Raw genomic sequence first — 17,598 nt, 5'->3', positions numbered from 1 at the left:
GGCTATTCTCGCCCGTCCCGGACAGTGCCCCGCACCAGGGGGGCCGTGGCGATGATCTCGTCCGCCGCGCGCTGCCCGCTGCCGATGCACGCGGGGATGCCCACGCCGTCGTACGCCGCCCCGCAGACACGGAGCCCGGGGAGCTCGGCGACGGCGTCCCGGATGCGGGCGACCCGGTCCGGATGCCCGACCGGGTACTGCGGCAGACCGCCGATCCAGCGGGTGACCTCGCTCGCCACGGGCCGGGCCGTGAGCCCCGTCGCCTCGCCGAGATCGCGCAGCGAGACGTCGACGAGTTCGGAGTCCTCGCGGTGGAGGTGCTCCTCCTCGCCGTAGCGGCCGACCGAGGTGCGCAGCAGGAACAGACCGGGCGCGCCGTCCGCGACCCAGCTCCACTTCTGCGACGAGAAGGTGGACGCCTTGATCGTACGGCCGTCGACGGGAGGGACGAGGAAACCGGAGCCGGCGGGCAGCTGTCCGGCCAGGTCCGCTCCCCGGAAGGCGAGGGTGACCAGCGCCATCGAGGCGTACTCGACGGTGGCGAGCTCGGCCGATGCGGTCGGGGACTCGTCCACGAGCAGTGCGGATGCGGACCAGGCCGGGGTGGCGAGGACGACGGCGTCGGCGTCGAGCTGCCGCTCGTCGGTCCGGATCCGCCAGCCCTCGTCGGTACGGGACAGGCCGAGTACCGGGGTTTCGGTGAGGATCTCCCCGCCCCCGGCACGTACGGCATCGGCGACCGCGAGCGGGAGGGTGCCCACGCCGCCCTCGATGCCCATGAACACGGGACCCGTCTCCTGCCGCTGCGCGGCCCGGCGCTGGATGTCGCGGACGCCGTCGAGGAGCGAGCCGTGGGCGGCCCGTACCGCGTCGAAGAGCTGGGGGACGGCGGCGCGCATGGAGATGCGGTAGGCGTCTCCCGCGTACACGCCGCCGAGGAGCGGCTCGACGAGCCGGTCGACGACTTCACGCCCGAGGCGCTCGGCGACGAACGCGCCGATGGCGACGTCGTCGCCGAGCTCGGCCGGGGGCAGCTCCCGCTCGCGCCCGATACGGTCGAGGCCGGCCGCGGAGAGCAGCCCGGAGAGGGCATCGGCACTGCCCGGCACACCCATCACATGGCCCTTGGGCATGGGGCGCAGCGCGTCACGGGTCCACACGGACGCGCTGGTCGTGGCCGGAGCCTGCAGGCGGTCGGTGAGTCCGACGGCGCGCGCCAGATCCACCCCTTCGGGGCGGCGGGCGAGCATCGACTCGGCGCCGAGGTCCACGGGGGCACCGGCGATCTCGCCGGCCTGGAGCTTGCCGCCGAGCGCGGTGGTCGCCTCCAGCAGGGTCACCCGGACCCCGGCGGGGAGCAGCCGGTGCGCGGCTGCAAGGCCGGCGATACCGCCGCCGATGACGACGACATGGGCCTTGCGTGGGTCCGCGTTCATGGGTCCACTCTCTCAAACCACCTGCCCCTGGCCGTAATGAGTCCCGACCGTGACCGCTTCGGAACCGGAAACCGGCAACCCCCTCCCCCGCCCCGCACGTCGAACGGTCACCATCCACCACCATCCCTGGGGGACCGATATGCGTGCACGGCGTCGTACGACCGCGGCAGCGCTCCTCACCGTGGCGCTCGCACTTGCGGGCTGCAGCGCGGCCGAGGACACCAGCGCCGGAGACCAGAAGGCCGCATCACAGCCGGAAGGCGCGGCGGACGGAGCCGCGAAGGGCTCGGCGGCAGGCTCGGAATTGGCGACCGACAAGTCGGCCGGGAGTCCGGGACAAGGTCGGCAGGGGAAGGCACCGGCATCGGCGGGGACGCACATCATCCGCACCGCCGAGCTGTCGGTCGAGGTCAAGGACGCGGCCAAGGCGCTCGCCGCCGTCCGTACGACCGCGGAGTCGGCCGGCGGACATGTCGCGAACGAGGCCACGGAACGCACCGACGGCACACATGTCATGTCGCGCATCGTGCTGCGGGTGCCCCAGGACCGCTATGCGTCGGTCCTCACCGAGCTCTCGGGCACGGGAAAGCTGCTGTCGCGCAAGGCGGACGCGAAGGACGTCACCGACCAGGTGGTCGACGTGGAAAGCCGTATCGCGACCCAGCGGGCGAGTGTCGACCGCGTCCGGGCACTGATGGACCGGGCGACCAGGCTCGACGATGTGGTCACGCTGGAGGGTGAGCTGAGCACCCGTCAGGCGGAGCTGGAGTCGCTGCTGGCCCGGCAGGCGTCGCTGAAGGACCGTACGACGATGGCGACGATCACCGTGGAGCTGTCCGAGCAGACACGGGAGGAGCCGTTCGAGGAGGACGACCCCGGATTCCTGGACGCCCTGAAGGGCGGCTGGGAGGCACTGGTGGCGACTCTGCGGTGGATCGGCCTGGTCCTCGGTGCGGTGGCGCCCTTCGTGGCCGTGATCGCGGCGCTGTACGCGGTGTGGCGGTGGCTGATCCGGCCCCTGCGGCGCAAGGCCGCCCCGGCGCCCGTCACGGCATCGGTCCCGGCGCCCGCTCCGGCGGCCGACCCGGAGGTGGCGCCCGAGCGGGACTGAACGCCCGTCCCCACGTAGCGTGTTCCGTATGGCACAGGAACGACTCGTGGTCATCGGCGGCGATGCGGCGGGCATGTCCGCCGCATCGCAGGCCCGCAGGCTCAGAAGCCCGGAGAAGCTGGAGATCGTCGCGTTCGAACGCTCCCGCTTCGCCTCCTACTCCGCATGCGGCGTTCCGTACTGGGTCGGCGGCGACGTGTCCGAGCGGGACGGCCTGATCGCGCGCACGCCCGAGGAGCACCGGGCCCGCGGCATCGACCTGCGGATGCGTACGGAGGTCGTGGAGATCGACCTCGGCGGACAACGGGTCAGGGCCCGGGACCTGGAGTCGGGTGCCGAGTCGTGGACGGGCTTCGACAAGCTCGTCGTCGCGACAGGAGCCCGGCCGGTGCGCCCGTCGCTGCCCGGGATCGACGCCCCGGGTGTGCACGGGGTCCAGACACTCGAGGACGGCCAGGCCCTGCTGGACACGCTCGCCGCAGGACCGGGGCGCCGGGCGGTCGTCGTCGGCGCGGGCTACATCGGCGTGGAGATGGCCGAGGCGCTGCTGAAGCGCGGCTTCGAGGTAACCGTCGTCAACCGCGGCGAGCAGCCCATGGCCACGCTCGACCCCGACATGGGCCGGCTGGTGCACGACGCGATGGACGGACTGGGCATCACGACCGTCAACGGCTGCGCGGTCGCCGAGATCCTCACCGGACCGGGCGTGGGGGCACCTTCCGCGCCCGGAGGGCCGCGGGAGAGGGTGCGCGCGGTCGCCACGGAGGACGCCGAGTACCCGGCCGATGTCGTCGTGCTCGGCATCGGGGTGGAGCCGCAGACCGCACTCGCGGATGCGGCGGGGCTGCCGCTCGGGGTGTACGGAGGACTGCTCACCGATCTGGCGATGCGCGTGCGCGGACACGAGAACATCTGGGCGGGCGGCGATTGCGTCGAGGTGCTGGATCTGGTCTCGGGCCGCGAGCGCCATGTGCCGCTCGGTACGCACGCGAACAAGCACGGCCAGGTCATCGGCGCGAACGTGGGCGGCGGTTACGCGACCTTCCCCGGTGTCGTGGGCACCGCCGTGAGCAAGGTGTGCGACCTGGAGATCGCCCGCACCGGGCTGCGCGAGAAGGACGCCCTCGAGGTGGGGCTCCGTTTCGTGACCGTCTCGGTCGACTCGACGAGTCGCGCGGGCTACTACCCGGGAGCGGCCCCGATGACGGTCAAGATGCTCGCCGAGCGCCGCACGGGCCGGCTGCTGGGCGTCCAGATCGTCGGCCGCGAGGGGGCGGCGAAGCGCGTGGACATCGCGGCCGTCGCCCTCACGGCCGGGATGACGGTCGAGCAGATGACGGCGCTCGACCTCGGTTACGCGCCGCCGTTCTCACCGGTCTGGGATCCGGTTCTGGTGGCCGCGCGCAAGGCGACCGCGGCGGTGCGCGAGGCGGAGGCCTGACCGGGCCCCCCGGTGAGCGTGCCGGGGCACCCGCCCCCGTGCGGTGACCGGAAGGTCTGCCGGGAAGGCTTCGCCGCCGGTCGGACCGCACCGGTCAGCAGGATGCGCGGACGTGTGCCGGGACCGGGCCGGCGCGTGTCGCCCGGGGTCGTCCGGGGCCAGGAACAGCCCCGTGCCCGGGGCGGCTTGCGCTCCCCGGCAGCCGGCGGCGCCCAGCACGCCCATCGCCCCGAACGCCGGTCCCTCCACCTCGTGCGGGGATCGGCCCGGCGCAGCCCGTGGTGGCGGGTCACTTCGCTCACCACGGTCCGGAACCGCGCCGGGCCGGGCCGGGGCGACGATCCGGCACCGGAACTCCCGGGCAGCACGGTCGTGGACCTCGCCCTCGACGGAGCCGGTCGCATCGCTTCGGTCAGCGCCGGCTGAGGCAGTGCGGCGGCGCCGCGCTCAGCGCGCGGTCTCGGTGTGGACGTACTCCACCAGGCGGGTCAGCGCATCCGGGTCGGTGGTGGGCAGGACGCCGTGGCCCAGGTTGAAGATGTGGCCCTCCAGACCGGTGGCGGCGTCGAGGACCTCGCGGGTCTTGGTCTCGACCGCCTCCGGGGACGAGAAGAGGACCGCCGGGTCCAGATTGCCCTGGAGTGCCTTGCCGGGGCCGACGCGGCGGGCGGCCTCGTCGAGCGGGACACGCCAGTCGACGCCGACGACGTCCGCGCCGACCTCGCCCATGAGGCCGAGGAGCTCGCCGGTGCCGACGCCGAAGTGGATGCGCGGCACACCGTAGTCCTGGACCGCCCGGAACACCTTCGCGGATGCGGGCATGACCGAGCGCCGGTAGTCGACGGGGGCCAGTGCGCCGACCCACGAGTCGAAGAGCTGCACCGCGGAGGCACCGGCCTCGATCTGCACCTTCAGGAAGGCCGAGGTGATGTCCGCGAGCCGGTCCAGCAGGTCGGCCCACAGCTGCGGGTCCCCGTACATGAGGGCCTTGGTGTGCTCGTGGTTGCGGGACGGGCCGCCCTCGACGAGGTAGCTGGCGAGGGTGAAGGGCGCACCCGCGAAGCCGATCAGGGGGGTGGCACCGAGCTCGGAGGTGAGCATGCCGATGGCCTCGGTGACGTACGAGACGTCGTCCGGCGTCAGGTCGCGCAGCCGTGCGAGGTCCTCGCGACGGCGGATGGGCTCGGCGACGACCGGGCCGACGCCGGGCTTGATGTCGAGGTCGATGCCGATGGCCTTCAGCGGTACCACGATGTCGCTGAAGTAGATCGCGGCGTCGACCTTGTGGCGGCGCACCGGCTGGAGAGTGATCTCGGTGACCAGTTCCGGCCGCATGCACGACTCGAGCATCGGGATGCCTTCGCGCACCTTCAGGTACTCGGGAAGCGACCGCCCGGCCTGCCGCATGAACCAGACCGGCGTGTGCGGCACCGGCTCGCGCCTGCACGCCCTGAGGAAGGCGGAGTCCTGGGTGGCGGGGGTCTTCGTCTGCTGGCCCGAGGAGGGGGCGTCCCCGACTCGGGCGAAGCCTCGAGCCGGGGGAAGGTCGTTGGCACTCACGCCCAGAATCTTCGCATGTGCGGGCAAGGAGCTCGGCCGGGCCGGGTGTCCCTCCCTGCACGCGGCCCGCGTTCCGCTTACTCTTCCCCGCATGGCTGCGGCTCAGGGACAGTTTTCCGATCCATCCGACGGCGCTGAAGGCACGGACAGCGCGGAGCGGAACTCCGTCCCGCTCGCGTTCCGGCTGGCGGTGGACGCGCTGGGCTCCGCCCGCCTGCGGCCGGAGATCGAGGTGGATCCCACCCGCCCGCCGCAGCGGCTTGCGCCGCACGCCCACGCCTTGGAGGCCGCGGTCGTCGACGACGGCGAGGATCTCGCGGACGGCCGGCTCGTACTGCTCCACGACCCGTCCGGGCACGAGGCATGGAAGGGCACGTTCCGGCTTGTCACGCTGGTGCGGGCGGAGCTGGAGCCGGAGATGGCGTCGGACCCGCTGCTGCCCGAGGTCTGCTGGTCGTGGCTGACCGGGGCACTGGAGGCGCGGGGGCTCTCGTACGGGGAGGCGAGCGGTACCGTCACCCGGGCGGGGTCTCACTACTTCGGAGGACTCGGGGACCGCCTCCCTGCGACACAGATCGAGATCCGGGCGTCGTGGACACCACGCGAGGGCCGGGACGGTGTGCCGGACACTGCGGCCCATTTCGCGGCCTGGTGCGACCTGCTGTGCCAGATCGCAGGGCTGCCGCCGTCGACGCCCATCGGGCAGGACTCCTCCCCGGGTGTGGTCTCCCTGCCGCAGCGCCGGGGGCCTCAGGCGCGCTAGCCACCAGTGGCCCGCCCGGGCCGACCCGGGTCACCCCGGCCACCCCGGCACCCGGCCCACCAGGGCCCTCCGAGACGGCAGGCGCATTCATAGGATGATCGATCACGCGTCCGAATTGCCGGAATTGTTACTCACCAAATCGTGATCTTTCTCTAAAGGCGGGCGGGTTTGCTGCCGAAGAGGTGGTGACCCTTCCAGACCGGTTCGCCCCGGCTTCATCCCCGAGCCGGCTCCGTCCCGCACCTTCCAGGAGGCCTGGTGTCCGTTCTCCTCGAGCAGCCCGCAAGCCTGGTCGCCTACCGCCCGAACAAGCCGACGGCCATGGTCGTCGTGGCCGACCCGCGCGTCCGATCCACCGTCACCCGCCATCTGTGGGCCCTCGGAGTACGTGACGTCATCGAGGCCTCGTCCATCGCGGAGGCCCGTCCCCGTGTCGGCAACCCGCGCGACATCTGCGTGGCCGACGTCCACCTGCCCGACGGCTCCGGGCTGACCCTGCTGTCCGAGACCCGCGCCGCGGGCTGGCCCAACGGCCTCGCACTCTCCGCGGCCGACGACATCGGTGCGGTCCGCAACGCCCTGGCGGGAGGGGTCAAGGGCTACGTGGTCACCGGTACGCGTACGAACCTCGGCCACCCGACCAGGCCCGGCGCTGCCCCCATCGGTTCCGCCGCCGCCCGGCTGCACCGCCGTCCACCCGGCGCCCCGAGCCACCCGGGCGGCTACCGCGAGCTGTCCGGCCGTGAGGTGGAGGTGCTCAGGCTCGTCGCCGAGGGCCAGTCGAACAAGGCGATCGGAGTCTCGATGGGCCTGTCGGCGCTCACGGTGAAGAGCCACCTCGCCCGAATCGCACGCAAGCTCGGCACGGGCGACAGGGCCGGGATGGTGGCCGTGGCCCTGCGCACCGGCATCATCCACTGACCCCTTCTGCTGAGGAGGATCGCCCGTCGACGGAACGTTCCGTCGACGGGCGGCTTCCGTTCACAGATACCCTTGACAGGTGACCGACGCCCAAGAGACCGCAGCAGAGCCAGACCTGCGAACCACCGGGGGCGGCCCCCCGGACGACGGCCTCGCAGTCGAAGGGCTGCCGATCCCGCTGCTGGAGCCGCGCGAGGGCATTCCTCCGGTTGTCTCCACGCCCGAGGCCCTCGAAGCCGTCGTCGCCGCGTTCGCGGCCGGCAGCGGACCCGTCGCCGTGGATGCCGAGCGGGCGTCCGGCTACCGGTACGGCCAGCGGGCCTATCTCGTGCAGCTGCGCCGCGAAGGCGCGGGCACCGCGCTGATCGACCCCGTCGGCTGCCCCGATCTGACCGGGCTGGGCGACGCGCTCGCCGGCACCGAGTGGATCCTGCACGCCGCCACGCAGGACCTGCCGTGTCTGCGCGAAATAGGCATGGTGCCGGCCCGGCTCTTCGACACCGAGCTCGCCGGGCGGCTCGCGGGCTTCCCGCGCGTGGGTCTGGGCGCCATGGTCGAGTCGGTCCTCGGCTACGCGCTGGAGAAGGGCCACTCGGCCGTCGACTGGTCGACACGCCCGCTGCCGGAGCCATGGCTGCGGTACGCGGCGCTGGACGTGGAGCTGCTGGTCGATCTCCGGGACGCGCTGGAGAAGGAACTGGACCGGCAGGACAAGCTGGAGTGGGCGCGCCAGGAGTTCGACGCGATCGCCTCCGCGCCGCCCGCGCCGCCGCGGAAGGATCCCTGGCGCCGGACCTCGGGGATGCACAAGGTGCGCAGGCGTCGGCAGATGGCGATCGTCCGGGAACTGTGGACGGCCCGCGACAAGGTGGCACAGCGCCGGGACGTGTCGCCGGGCAAGGTGCTGAGTGACGCCGCGATCGTGGAGGCGGCGCTGACGCTGCCCGCGAACGTGCAGGCGCTGACCGCGCTGCCCGGCTTCGGGCACCGGATGGGCAGGCGCCAGCTGGAGCAGTGGCAGGCCGCGGTGGACCGTGCGCGCGCGCTCCCGGACGCGGAGCTGCCACAGCCCGGGCAGCCGGTGACGGGTCCCCCGCCGCCGCGGTCCTGGGCGGACAAGGACCCGGCCGCGGCGGCTCGACTGTCGGCGGCGCGGGCCTCGGTGACCGCACTCGCGGAGCGGCTGAACCTTCCCCAGGAGAACCTGATCACTCCGGACACGGTGCGGCGTGTGTGCTGGGAGCCGCCGACGGAGGCGACGCCGGATGCGGTGGCGGATGCGCTGGCCGGGTACGGGGCGCGTCCGTGGCAGATCGAGCAGGTGACCCCCCTGCTGACCCGGGCCCTCTCGGCCATGTAGTGCTCCGGCGGGAGGCCGTGCACCTCCCGCCGTGCGGTCCGCGGTGGTCCCGGGGCCGGGGCGCCCGGGTGCCGGATGGGCTTCCGGCGCGGGGACCAGTTCCTCGACACGCACGTCCCGCAGCTCTCCGGGAAGGCGGCCCCTGCTCCGCTCCGGAGGACTGTCCGAGTTCGCGAACCACCGTGCCGGGATTCCGGTGCACCGCGAACCGGGGCCGACGACGCGGACGGTGCTGGAATCGGCCGGACTTCGACGGTCTCGGTGCCGCCGGACACCGGCTGCCTCGACGCCGTGCCTCCCCCGGTCTGGTCAGGCGTCCGACTCCGTGTGCGGTCTCCCGGCCGGCAGCTTCGCCGCGGTCCTGGCGTACGCCTCGAAACCCGGTACGGACATGGCTTCCGGTCGTGCCGCGCGCAGCGGCGTGAAGATGCCGAAGGCGAAGATCAGCAGGCAGAACAGTCCGCCCGCCAGGCTGACGGAGGGGACTCCGAATCGCGCCGCCGCGACCGTCAGCACCGCCGCGCCCACCGGCCCGGAGGCATTGTGGGCGGTCCAGAAGGCCGAGGTGACCCGGCCCAGGAGATGATCCGGTGTCACCTCCTGCCGAAGCGTCATCGAACACACAGCGGCGAGCGTGATGCCGAACATGAAGCCGGCGGCCATCACCGCGATGACGGTGACACTGCGGCTGTTGCCGATCACCGCGACGGAGAGGCCCATCAGGACCACCGAGCCGAGCCAGCACGCTCCGAACCCGAGCGCTCGGCGCAGCACACCCGCGAGCACCGCCGCCGGAATCGAGCCGGCTCCGCCGACGGCGACGACGTATCCCAGGACGGCCGCGTCCTGCCGCAGATCGTGCTGAACGCGGAAGATGAGCAGGTCCATCGTGCCCAGCGTGAGGAACGTCAACAGGGTGAGCAGCAGGGTCAGGGCACGCATGGCGGGATGGCTCCACAGGAACCGGAACCCCACGAGGAACGCGTCGCGCAGGAGGCCCGGGGCACCGTCCGGTCCGTCGTCCGCCCGTGCAGGGGATCTCGGGAGCCGCACGAACCACAGGCTCACGGCGGACAGCAGGAAGGTGACCCCATCCACCGTCAGCGCCCAGGAGGCCCCGACTCCGGCGGTGATGAAGCCGGCAAGAACCGGCCCCAGGATGGAGCCGACGGCATACGTGCCCTGCAGTCGCCCGTTGGCGGCCGTCAGGTGCTGGGCGTCCACCAGGTTGGCGACCGCGGTCACATAGGCGACGTCGAAGACCGTCTTGAGCCCTGCGACGACCGCGGTGAGGGCGTAGAGGAGCCACAGTCGGGGCTCCGTCAGCCAGATCAGGGGGACGATGCCGAGCACGGCCGCTCTGACCAGATCGCAGACGATCATGGTTTTCCGTCGGTCCAGCCGATCGACCAGATAGCCGGCGAAGGTGCCCGTGCCGATGCCGCAGGCACCGGCGATCACCGTGATGACTCCCATCTGGACGATGGAGCCCGTGGCGTCAAGGACGAGCAGGGGCAGGGCGAGCACGGAGACGGACCCACCCAGAACGGACAGGCTCTGGCCGAGCCAGAAGACATTGAAGTTCCCGTTCCTCCATAAGCTCCGGGGCTGCTGCGGGACTGTTCCTCCCGTTGCCCTCCGGTCGCTCGGCACGTCCCACCCCCGTCGTCGACACCGAAACCGCCTCGACCCTAACGCTGTGCCCGCTCGGGTCCACCGGGCCTGCGGCCGGAATCCCGGAGCCCGGAACCGACGGAGGCACCCGCGGCAGCGGCCCTTTGCACCCACCCGGCACCGGAGCAGACCCCGGGTGGCGTGTGACGTTCGCCGCTCCCGTCGTGAGGGGTGGGCAACATGGTTACCCACAAGTAGCATGAGATCAGCAAGCGCACGCTTAGCCGCGCGCCACGCAGCAGTGCCACCCCGCACCCTGGAGGAGAGCCATCGTGCCTCGTACCGTCAGGGACGTCGTCTTCGTCGACGGCGTCCGCACCCCGTTCGGCAAGGCGGGCCCGAAGGGCATTTACCACGAGACCCGCGCCGACGATCTCGTCGTGAAGGCGATCCGGGAGCTGCTGCGCCGCAACCCGGACCTCGACCCCAAGAAGATCGACGAGGTCGCCATCGCCGCGACCACACAGATCGGTGACCAGGGTCTGACCATCGGCCGTACCGCCGGCATCCTCGCGGGTCTGCCGCAGTCCGTGCCCGGTTACTCCATCGACCGCATGTGCGCCGGCGCCCTGACCGCCGTGACCGCGGTCGCGGGCAGCGTGGCCTTCGGTGCCTACGACATCGCCATCGCCGGCGGTGTCGAGCACATGGGCCGCCACCCGATGGGTGAGGGTGTCGACCCGAACCCGCGCTTCGTGTCGGAGAAGCTCGTCGACCAGTCGGCCCTGTTCATGGGCATGACCGCCGAGAACCTGCACGACCGCTACCCCTCGATCACCAAGCAGCGCGCCGACGAGTACGCCGTGCGTTCGCAGGAGAAGGCCGCCAAGGCGTACGCCAACGGCAAGATCCAGCAGGACCTGGTGCCGGTCTCCGTGCGCCGCACCAACCCCGAGGCCGGCGAGACCGGCTGGGGTCTGGTCACCGCCGACGAGCCGATGCGCCCGGGCACGACCCTGGAGAACCTCTCGGGTCTGAAGACGCCCTTCCGTGTCCACGGCCGCGTCACCGCCGGTAACGCCGCGGGCCTGAACGACGGCGCCACCGCCTCCCTCATCGCCTCCGAGGACTTCGCCCGGGAGAACAACCTCCCGGTCAAGATGCGCCTGGTCTCCTACGCCTTCGCCGGCGTCGAGCCCGAGGTCATGGGCTACGGACCGATCCCGGCGACCGAGAAGGCCCTCGCCCAGGCGGGTCTGTCCATCGAGGACATCGGTCTGTTCGAGATCAACGAGGCCTTCGCCGTCCAGGTGCTGGCCTTCCTCGAGCACTACGGCATCGCCGACGACGACGCCCGCGTCAACCAGTACGGCGGCGCCATCGCCTTCGGCCACCCCCTCGCCTCCTCCGGCGTGCGTCTGATGACGCAGCTGGCCCGGCAGTTCGAGGCGCAGCCGGAGGTCCGCTACGGCCTCACCACGATGTGCGTCGGCTTCGGCATGGGCGCCACCGTGATCTGGGAGAACCCGCACCACAAGGACGCCGGAGGCAACAAGTGAGCACCACCGCTGAGCTCCTGAAGGGCGCCGCCGAGCTGTTCCCGGACGAGGTCGTCACCCAGGCGCACGTACGCCACCTCGACCTCCCGGGCGGCGCGGGCACGTTCGCCCTCATCACGCTCGACAACGGCTTCGACCACACCAAGCCGACCACCTTCGGCCCGCAGTCGCTGGCGAACCTGAACACCGCGATCGACCAGGTCGAGGCAGAGGCCGCGAACGGCGACATCGTCGGCGTCGGCATCACCGGCAAGCCGTTCATCTTCGCGGTCGGCGCCGACCTCAAGGGCGTCGAGCTGCTGAAGCAGCACTCGGACGCGCTCGCCATCGGCAAGGGCGGCCACGACGTCTTCAAGCGGCTGTCGTCCCTCGCGGTCCCCACCTTCGCGTACTACAACGGCGCGGCGATGGGTGGCGGTGTCGAGGTCGGTCTGCACTGCTCGTACCGCACCGTCTCGCAGGCCCTCCCGGCCTTCTCGCTGCCCGAGGTCTTCCTCGGTCTGGTCCCCGGCTGGGGCGGCTGCACGATCCTGCCGAACCTGATCGGGGCAGACCGTGCAGTCTCGGTGATCATCGAGAACTCGCTCAACCAGAACAAGCAGCTCAAGGGCAAGCAGGTCTTCGAGCTCGGCATCGCCGACGCGATCTTCGAGGGCGCGGACTTCCTGGAGCAGTCGCTGATCTGGACCGCGTCCGTCCTCAAGGGCGAGATCGTGGTCGAGCGCGCCGCGATCGACCGCGCGGAGGCCTGGGACCAGGCCGTGGCACGCGGCCGCTTCATCGCCGACTCCAAGGTGCACGGAGCGGCTCCGGCCGCCTACCGCGCCCTCGACATCATCGAGGCGGCCAAGGACGGCGACCTGCAGAAGGGCTTCGACGCCGAGGACACCGCGCTCGCCGACCTCATCATGGGTGGCGAACTGCGCTCCGGCATCTACGCCTTCAACCTGGTGCAGAAGCGCGGCAAGCGCCCGGCCGGTGCCCCGGACAAGGGCCTGGCCCGCCCGGTCACCAAGGTCGGCGTCGTGGGCGCCGGTCTGATGGCCTCCCAGCTGGCGCTGCTCTTCCTGCGCCGCCTCGAGGTGCCGGTCGTGCTCACCGACATCGACCAGGAGCGCGTCGACAAGGGTGTGGGCTACGTCCACTCCGAGATCGAGAAGCTGCTGGGCAAGGGCCGGATCAACCAGGACAAGGCCAACCGCCTCAAGGCCCTGGTCACCGGTGTCCTCGACAAGGCCGAGGGCTTCGCGGACGCGGACTTCATCATCGAGGCCGTGTTCGAGGAGATGTCCGTCAAGCAGAAGGTGTTCGCGGAGGTCGAGGCCGTCGCCCCGGCGCACGCGGTCCTCGCCACCAACACCTCCTCGCTGTCGGTCTCCGAGATGGCCTCGAAGCTCCAGCACCCCGAGCGTGTGGTCGGCTTCCACTTCTTCAACCCGGTCGCGATCCTGCCGCTGCTGGAGATCGTGCGCGGTGAGAAGACGGACGACGCGTCCCTCGCCACCGCCTTCGGTGTCGCGAAGAAGCTGAAGAAGACCGCGGTCCTCACCAAGGACGCTCCGGCGTTCGTCGTGAACCGCATCCTGACCCGCTTCATGGGCGAGATCCAGAACGTCATCGACGAGGGCACCCCGGTGGCCACCGCCGAGAAGGCCATCGAGCCGCTCGGCCTGCCGATGTCGCCGCTGGTCCTGCTGGAGCTCGTCGGACCGGCCATCGGTCTGCACGTCTCCGAGACCCTGAACCGCGCCTTCCCGGAGCGCTTCACGGTCTCCCCGAACCTCAAGGCGGTCGTCGAGGCCGGCAAGCGCGGGTTCTACGTGTACGACAGCGGGAAGCCGGAACTCGACCCCGAGGTCGCCGCGCTCCTCAAGCAGGGCGACAACGTCCTGACGGAGGAGCAGGTCCGGGCCCGCGTCCTGGACGCGGTCGCGCAGGAGATCGGGCTGATGCTGGAGGAGGGTGTCGTCGCCGAGGCGCAGGACATCGACCTCTGCCTGATCACGGGCGCCGGCTGGCCCTTCCACCTGGGCGGCATCACGCCGTACCTGGACCGCGAGGGTGTCTCCGAGCGTGTGAACGGCAAGAGGTTCCTGGCGCAGGGTGTCGCGAGCGTGCCCGCGTAAGGCAGTCGGAACGGCGGACGGGCCGTACGGGAGAGATCCCGTACGGCCCGTTTCCTGTGCCGGCCCCACTGTGATGCGGGACTTGTGTCGGTCGGTCATGTGTGGACCGGACCTGTGCGGTGTCCCTGTGAGGGCCTGACCATGCAGGTGCAGGCCCGTTTCCACGACGGCAGTGTCTGTTCCCGGTGACATGAGGCGGCCGCACCCGTGTTCCGGATGCGGCCGCCGCCACGGTGCGCGCGCTCTGGGCGCTGCACACGCGTCACTCTCTAGAGGCGCTTCGCGCTTCGCAGGGTGGTCGCGTAGTAGCCGTTGCCGTCCAGCCGCGAGGTGCCGCCCTTGTCGCCGATCGTCGGGCCGTTCACTTCCTCCCGGCTGGAGATGAACATCTTGTGGCCGTCACCGTCGTGGCCCAGATACATTCCGACGTGGTCGATCCGGTCCTTGGTCCTCGCGTCCAGCTTGAAGAAGACCAGGTCACCGGGCTGGAGCACATCGATCGACTTCGGCCGGTCCTTGGCTCCCACGCCCTTCAGGGGAATGATGTCGGCGCCCGCGTCGGCACGGGCCATCCCGTTCGCGGTACGCGGCAGACCGTCCCCTGTGGTGTCCGAAGAGGCGAGCGGGTAGCGGGCGCGGTAGCCCCACACCAGCCGCATGTAGCCCGAGCAGTCCACGGAGCGGGCGCGCCGGGACTCGGCTTGCCGGCCGGTCCCGTCGCGGAAGGTGTACGGGATGCCGAGGTAGTCGTAGAAGTCCGACAGCTCCTCGCGCAGGTCGTTGCCCTCGCTGCCGTTCGGATTGAGCGGACCGAAGCTGGCGTCACCGCTGTAGGCGATGCCCTCGTCGTCCTTCTTGACCGGCGCGCCCTCGACGTACTGGAACGCCATCGCGAAGACGTCGTCCTCCTCGCTGCCGAAGTACTGCTTGAACCAGTCCTTGAACCACTTCTCCTTCTCGGCGCCCTTGCGCCAGGGCTCCGGCATCAGTCGCACCCAGTCCTCGGACACCACGCGGGACTTGGTGTTGGCGGCCTCGGTGAAGGTACGGCTGGGACCCCTGAGCGTGGCGGTCCGGGCGTTGTCGGTGAAGGTGGCGAGGACCTGCCCGCCCTCGCCCCGGAGCACCGAGCGGTCCGGGTTCTTCAGCCGCTCCCAGGTCTGCTTGCCGCTGACCTTGCCGGTGCTCGACTCGAGCAGCGGGGTGTCCGTGACGGCCTGGATCGCCGGCGCCTTGGCCTGCTCCTCCTTGCGCAGCTCGACCGTGAGATACGCACTGCCGGCGAGCAGGGAGATCACGACCGCCGCGTGCACGACAGGACTGGTCTTCTTCTTGGTCATGAGGTCGGCTCCGGTGGGGCGGTCAGGCGGAAGGCATGACGCCGAGCAGGATCCCGGCGGTGAGGACGACGTAGGCCATGAGCGTCACCGAACCGGTGGCGAGCAGCGTGGGGCCCTTGGGCTGGCGCACGAGCTGGTAGGCGATCAGGCCGGGGACGATGAATCCGAGGGTCTGGTTGCTGTACATCAGCGGGAACTCGAGCGAGAGCACGATCATCACCGTGGCCTGGAGCATCACACCGGTGAGTACGACCGCGGCGAAAAGGCGCTTTCCGTAGAGGATGACGTAGCGCTGCAGGACCAGGGTGCAGACATAGGTGAGGACCGTGACACCGACCACCATCGCGGCGCGCTGGAGATCCTCGACGAGGGTGAGCGCGAGCCAGCCCGGGGTGATCATTCCGCCGGGCGAGAGGTTGGTCGTCAGATAGCAGACCAGGGAGAAGAGCAGCCCGAGGGCGATGCCGACCGCGGCGATCTCGGGAGTGAGGACGGAGGGGATCAACGGGGCTCTCCTGAGCTGTACCACTGCTGGGGTTCGTCGGTGGGTGGGACGGAGGTCGGGGGGACGCGCGGTTCGAACAGGCCGCGGGGCGCGTCCGGCCGAGGTCCGACGCGCTGCGGCGCACCGTCGCGGGGACCGCCCTGATGAGGCACGTCGCCATGTGACTGGCCGCCGTGGGGCCGGTCACCATAGGGCTGGTCACCATAGGGCTGGTCACCATGGGGCCGTACGCCATGGGACTGGCCGCCGTGGAGCTGGGCACCATGGGGCGGGACATCATGCGGCCGGTCACCGTAGGGCTGGCCACCCTGCGGCCGGTCATCATGCGGCCGGTCACCGTAGGGCTGGCCACCCTGCGGCCGGTCATCATGCGGCCGGTCACCGTAGGGCTGGGCACTCTGCGGCGGGACATGGTGCGGAGCCGTCCGGTGCGGCACGTCACCCTGCGGCGGCACACCGTGCCGCACGTCGGGGAAGGGCCCGCCGTCGCGCTGCTCGGGCACCTGCGGCCGGTGGGCGTATCGGTTCTCGTACGCCTCCGTGTACTGCTGGTACGGGTCGAGGTGCGGGGCGTACAGCTGCATCGTGTCGGAGTGCTCCGGGAAGGCTCCCGCGGGACGGCCCGCGGGGCCGTCCGCCGAGGGGGCCGCCTGCTCCGAGGGGGCGGCCGCGACGCTGTCGTCGGGCGGGAGCTCCGAGAGGTGTTCGAGGAGCAACTCGCCCTGGCCATGGATGTTGCCGATGGCGACGAGTGAGGAATCAGATCCGAGGTGGCCGAGCAGCTCGTGCATGAACTCCTCGCCGTCGCGCCCGTCGCCGCCGAGGTCGACGGCACGGTCGCGCCACTCGGCGGGGATCGCGTCGATCGCGCTCTTGGCCGGGTGGCCGATCACGAACACCTTGTCCGGCTGGAGGTCCGGCACGATCTGGCCCATCTGGCCGTTGCGTTCGACGCGGTCCGGACGGCAGTTGATGACCACGTTCAGCGGGCGGCTGATGGCCCCGAGGTCGAGGAGCTGGTTGATGTTCATCAGCGTCGACTCGGGGTCGTTGGCCGCGAAGACATTGGCGAAGCGCAGCTTCTTGCCGTCCTCCGTGACGTACCGCTCGACGGAGAGGACACCCGGGTCCGGCGGGGCGTCGTACATGCCCTGGAGCGCGGTCTCCCGGTCCACGCCCAGCAGTTCGGCGACAACGAGCGCGATCGCGACGTTCTCCTTGAACGTGAACCAGCTGAAGCCGCGCAGCTCCTCGTCGGTGACCATCCCGGGGTCGGCATAGATCAGCTTGCAGTCCCGGGCGTCCGCCTCCTCCTGGAGGACGTGGAACCGCTCCTTCTCCGCCGTGACGCAGATACCGCCGTGCGGCATCGAGCGGGACAGGGAGCGGGCGATGTCGTCGAGGGTCGGGCCCATCTCGGCGACGTGGTCCTCGCGGACGTTGCAGAGCACGCCGATGGTGGAGCGGATCAGCTTGGACTGGTTGATCTCCTGGAGGGCCGGCATGACGGCCATGCACTCCATCACGAGCGCGTCCGGGTTGTAGGCGGCGGCCCGGCGCACGATGCCGATCTGCTCCACGACATTGGCGATGCCGAACTTGCGGTAGACCGGTTCCTCGGTGGCGTCGGGGTGGATGAAGCGGGCGGCCGTTCCGGTCGTCTTGGCGACCGTGGTCAGCCCGCCGCCTCGCAGCGCGCCGGCGCACAGCCGGGTGATGGAGGACTTGCCGCGGATGCCGTTGACGAGGACCCGGCTCGGTATGTGCTCCAGGTTGACGAAGTGCCGCCGCTGTTCGACGATCCCCGCGATCAGCAGGACGGCACTGCACACCACCAGCACGGTGTAGAGGAAGAGCACGGT

13 protein-coding genes are annotated in these 17,598 nt (G+C 71.0%); 7 read left to right on the top strand and 6 right to left on the bottom strand.

Going from position 1 to position 17,598, the window contains the following annotated elements:
* Positions 1–2 precede the first annotated feature (2 nt).
* Complete coding sequence (gene hemG / locus AC068D_RS00515) at positions 3–1,436, bottom strand: protoporphyrinogen oxidase (RefSeq protein ID WP_478820692.1); 1,434 nt, start codon at positions 1,434–1,436, stop codon at positions 3–5.
* 49 nt (positions 1,437–1,485) lie between these two features.
* On the opposite strand from hemG, the gene AC068D_RS00510 reads away from it, so the two are divergent.
* Together AC068D_RS00510 and AC068D_RS00505 are read left to right on the top strand one after the other, a co-directional pair.
* Complete coding sequence (locus tag AC068D_RS00510) at positions 1,486–2,547, top strand: DUF4349 domain-containing protein (protein WP_478820691.1); 1,062 nt, start codon at positions 1,486–1,488, stop codon at positions 2,545–2,547.
* Positions 2,548–2,575: 28 nt separating this feature from the next.
* Positions 2,576–3,988 (top strand): FAD-dependent oxidoreductase, encoded by a 1,413-nt coding sequence (locus tag AC068D_RS00505; RefSeq protein WP_478820690.1) that lies wholly within the window; start codon positions 2,576–2,578, stop codon positions 3,986–3,988.
* Between the two features lie 447 nt (positions 3,989–4,435).
* Here AC068D_RS00505 and hemE read toward each other — a convergent pair whose 3' ends face one another.
* Positions 4,436–5,548 (bottom strand): uroporphyrinogen decarboxylase, encoded by a 1,113-nt coding sequence (gene hemE, locus AC068D_RS00500; RefSeq protein ID WP_478820689.1) that lies wholly within the window; start codon positions 5,546–5,548, stop codon positions 4,436–4,438.
* A gap of 91 nt (positions 5,549–5,639) precedes the next feature.
* On the opposite strand from hemE, the gene AC068D_RS00495 reads away from it, so the two are divergent.
* The 3 genes from AC068D_RS00495 (at position 5,640) to AC068D_RS00485 (ending at position 8,592) form a co-directional block, all read left to right on the top strand.
* Positions 5,640–6,311, top strand: coding sequence for a DUF3000 domain-containing protein (locus AC068D_RS00495; protein ID WP_478820688.1), 672 nt, complete (start codon positions 5,640–5,642; stop codon positions 6,309–6,311).
* A gap of 258 nt (positions 6,312–6,569) precedes the next feature.
* Positions 6,570–7,232, top strand: a complete 663-nt coding sequence (locus AC068D_RS00490; RefSeq protein WP_242330499.1) for a response regulator transcription factor — start codon at positions 6,570–6,572, stop codon at positions 7,230–7,232.
* Between the two features lie 79 nt (positions 7,233–7,311).
* Positions 7,312–8,592, top strand: a complete 1,281-nt coding sequence (locus tag AC068D_RS00485; RefSeq protein ID WP_478820687.1) for an HRDC domain-containing protein — start codon at positions 7,312–7,314, stop codon at positions 8,590–8,592.
* 309 nt (positions 8,593–8,901) lie between these two features.
* On the opposite strand, the gene AC068D_RS00480 is transcribed toward AC068D_RS00485, so the two are convergent.
* Complete coding sequence (locus AC068D_RS00480; protein ID WP_478820686.1) at positions 8,902–10,467, bottom strand: MFS transporter; 1,566 nt, start codon at positions 10,465–10,467, stop codon at positions 8,902–8,904.
* Between the two features lie 71 nt (positions 10,468–10,538).
* On the opposite strand from AC068D_RS00480, the gene AC068D_RS00475 reads away from it, so the two are divergent.
* Together AC068D_RS00475 and AC068D_RS00470 are read left to right on the top strand one after the other, a co-directional pair.
* Positions 10,539–11,765 carry a thiolase family protein gene (locus tag AC068D_RS00475; RefSeq protein WP_478820685.1) on the top strand — a complete coding sequence of 409 codons (1,227 nt, stop codon included), beginning with the start codon at positions 10,539–10,541 and terminating at the stop codon, positions 11,763–11,765.
* On the top strand, positions 11,762–13,891 hold the full coding sequence (locus AC068D_RS00470; RefSeq protein ID WP_478820684.1) for a 3-hydroxyacyl-CoA dehydrogenase NAD-binding domain-containing protein: 2,130 nt from the start codon (positions 11,762–11,764) through the stop codon (positions 13,889–13,891). The genes AC068D_RS00475 and AC068D_RS00470 overlap by 4 nt, the downstream gene beginning before the upstream one ends.
* A gap of 269 nt (positions 13,892–14,160) precedes the next feature.
* On the opposite strand, the gene AC068D_RS00465 is transcribed toward AC068D_RS00470, so the two are convergent.
* From AC068D_RS00465 to pgsB, 3 genes are read right to left on the bottom strand one after another with little or no spacing between them, the layout of a single operon-like run.
* Positions 14,161–15,231 (bottom strand): C40 family peptidase, encoded by a 1,071-nt coding sequence (locus tag AC068D_RS00465; protein WP_478820683.1) that lies wholly within the window; start codon positions 15,229–15,231, stop codon positions 14,161–14,163.
* A 22-nt stretch (positions 15,232–15,253) separates the two neighbouring features.
* Positions 15,254–15,736, bottom strand: coding sequence for a poly-gamma-glutamate biosynthesis protein PgsC/CapC (locus AC068D_RS00460; RefSeq protein WP_474299714.1), 483 nt, complete (start codon positions 15,734–15,736; stop codon positions 15,254–15,256).
* Positions 15,733–17,595 (bottom strand): poly-gamma-glutamate synthase PgsB, encoded by a 1,863-nt coding sequence (gene pgsB / locus AC068D_RS00455; RefSeq protein ID WP_478820682.1) that lies wholly within the window; start codon positions 17,593–17,595, stop codon positions 15,733–15,735. The genes AC068D_RS00460 and pgsB overlap by 4 nt, the downstream gene beginning before the upstream one ends.
* Positions 17,596–17,598 lie beyond the last annotated feature (3 nt).

This window comes from Streptomyces sp. NPDC043861, assembly GCF_056435905.1.
The sequence above is the reverse complement of the archived record's forward strand: the minus strand, read 5'-3'. Positions and strand labels throughout refer to the sequence as shown.

What these genes read in the sequence shown, in the direction of transcription:
- AC068D_RS00495 (WP_478820688.1), top strand. Translation starts at nt 5,640, where the DNA reads ATGGCTGCGGCTCAGGGACAGTTTTCCGATCCATCCGACGGCGCTGAA.
- AC068D_RS00465 (WP_478820683.1), bottom strand. Translation starts at nt 15,231, where the DNA reads ATGACCAAGAAGAAGACCAGTCCTGTCGTGCACGCGGCGGTCGTGATC.
- hemG (WP_478820692.1), bottom strand. Translation starts at nt 1,436, where the DNA reads ATGAACGCGGACCCACGCAAGGCCCATGTCGTCGTCATCGGCGGCGGT.
- AC068D_RS00480 (WP_478820686.1), bottom strand. Translation starts at nt 10,467, where the DNA reads ATGCTACTTGTGGGTAACCATGTTGCCCACCCCTCACGACGGGAGCGG.
- AC068D_RS00505 (WP_478820690.1), top strand. Translation starts at nt 2,576, where the DNA reads ATGGCACAGGAACGACTCGTGGTCATCGGCGGCGATGCGGCGGGCATG.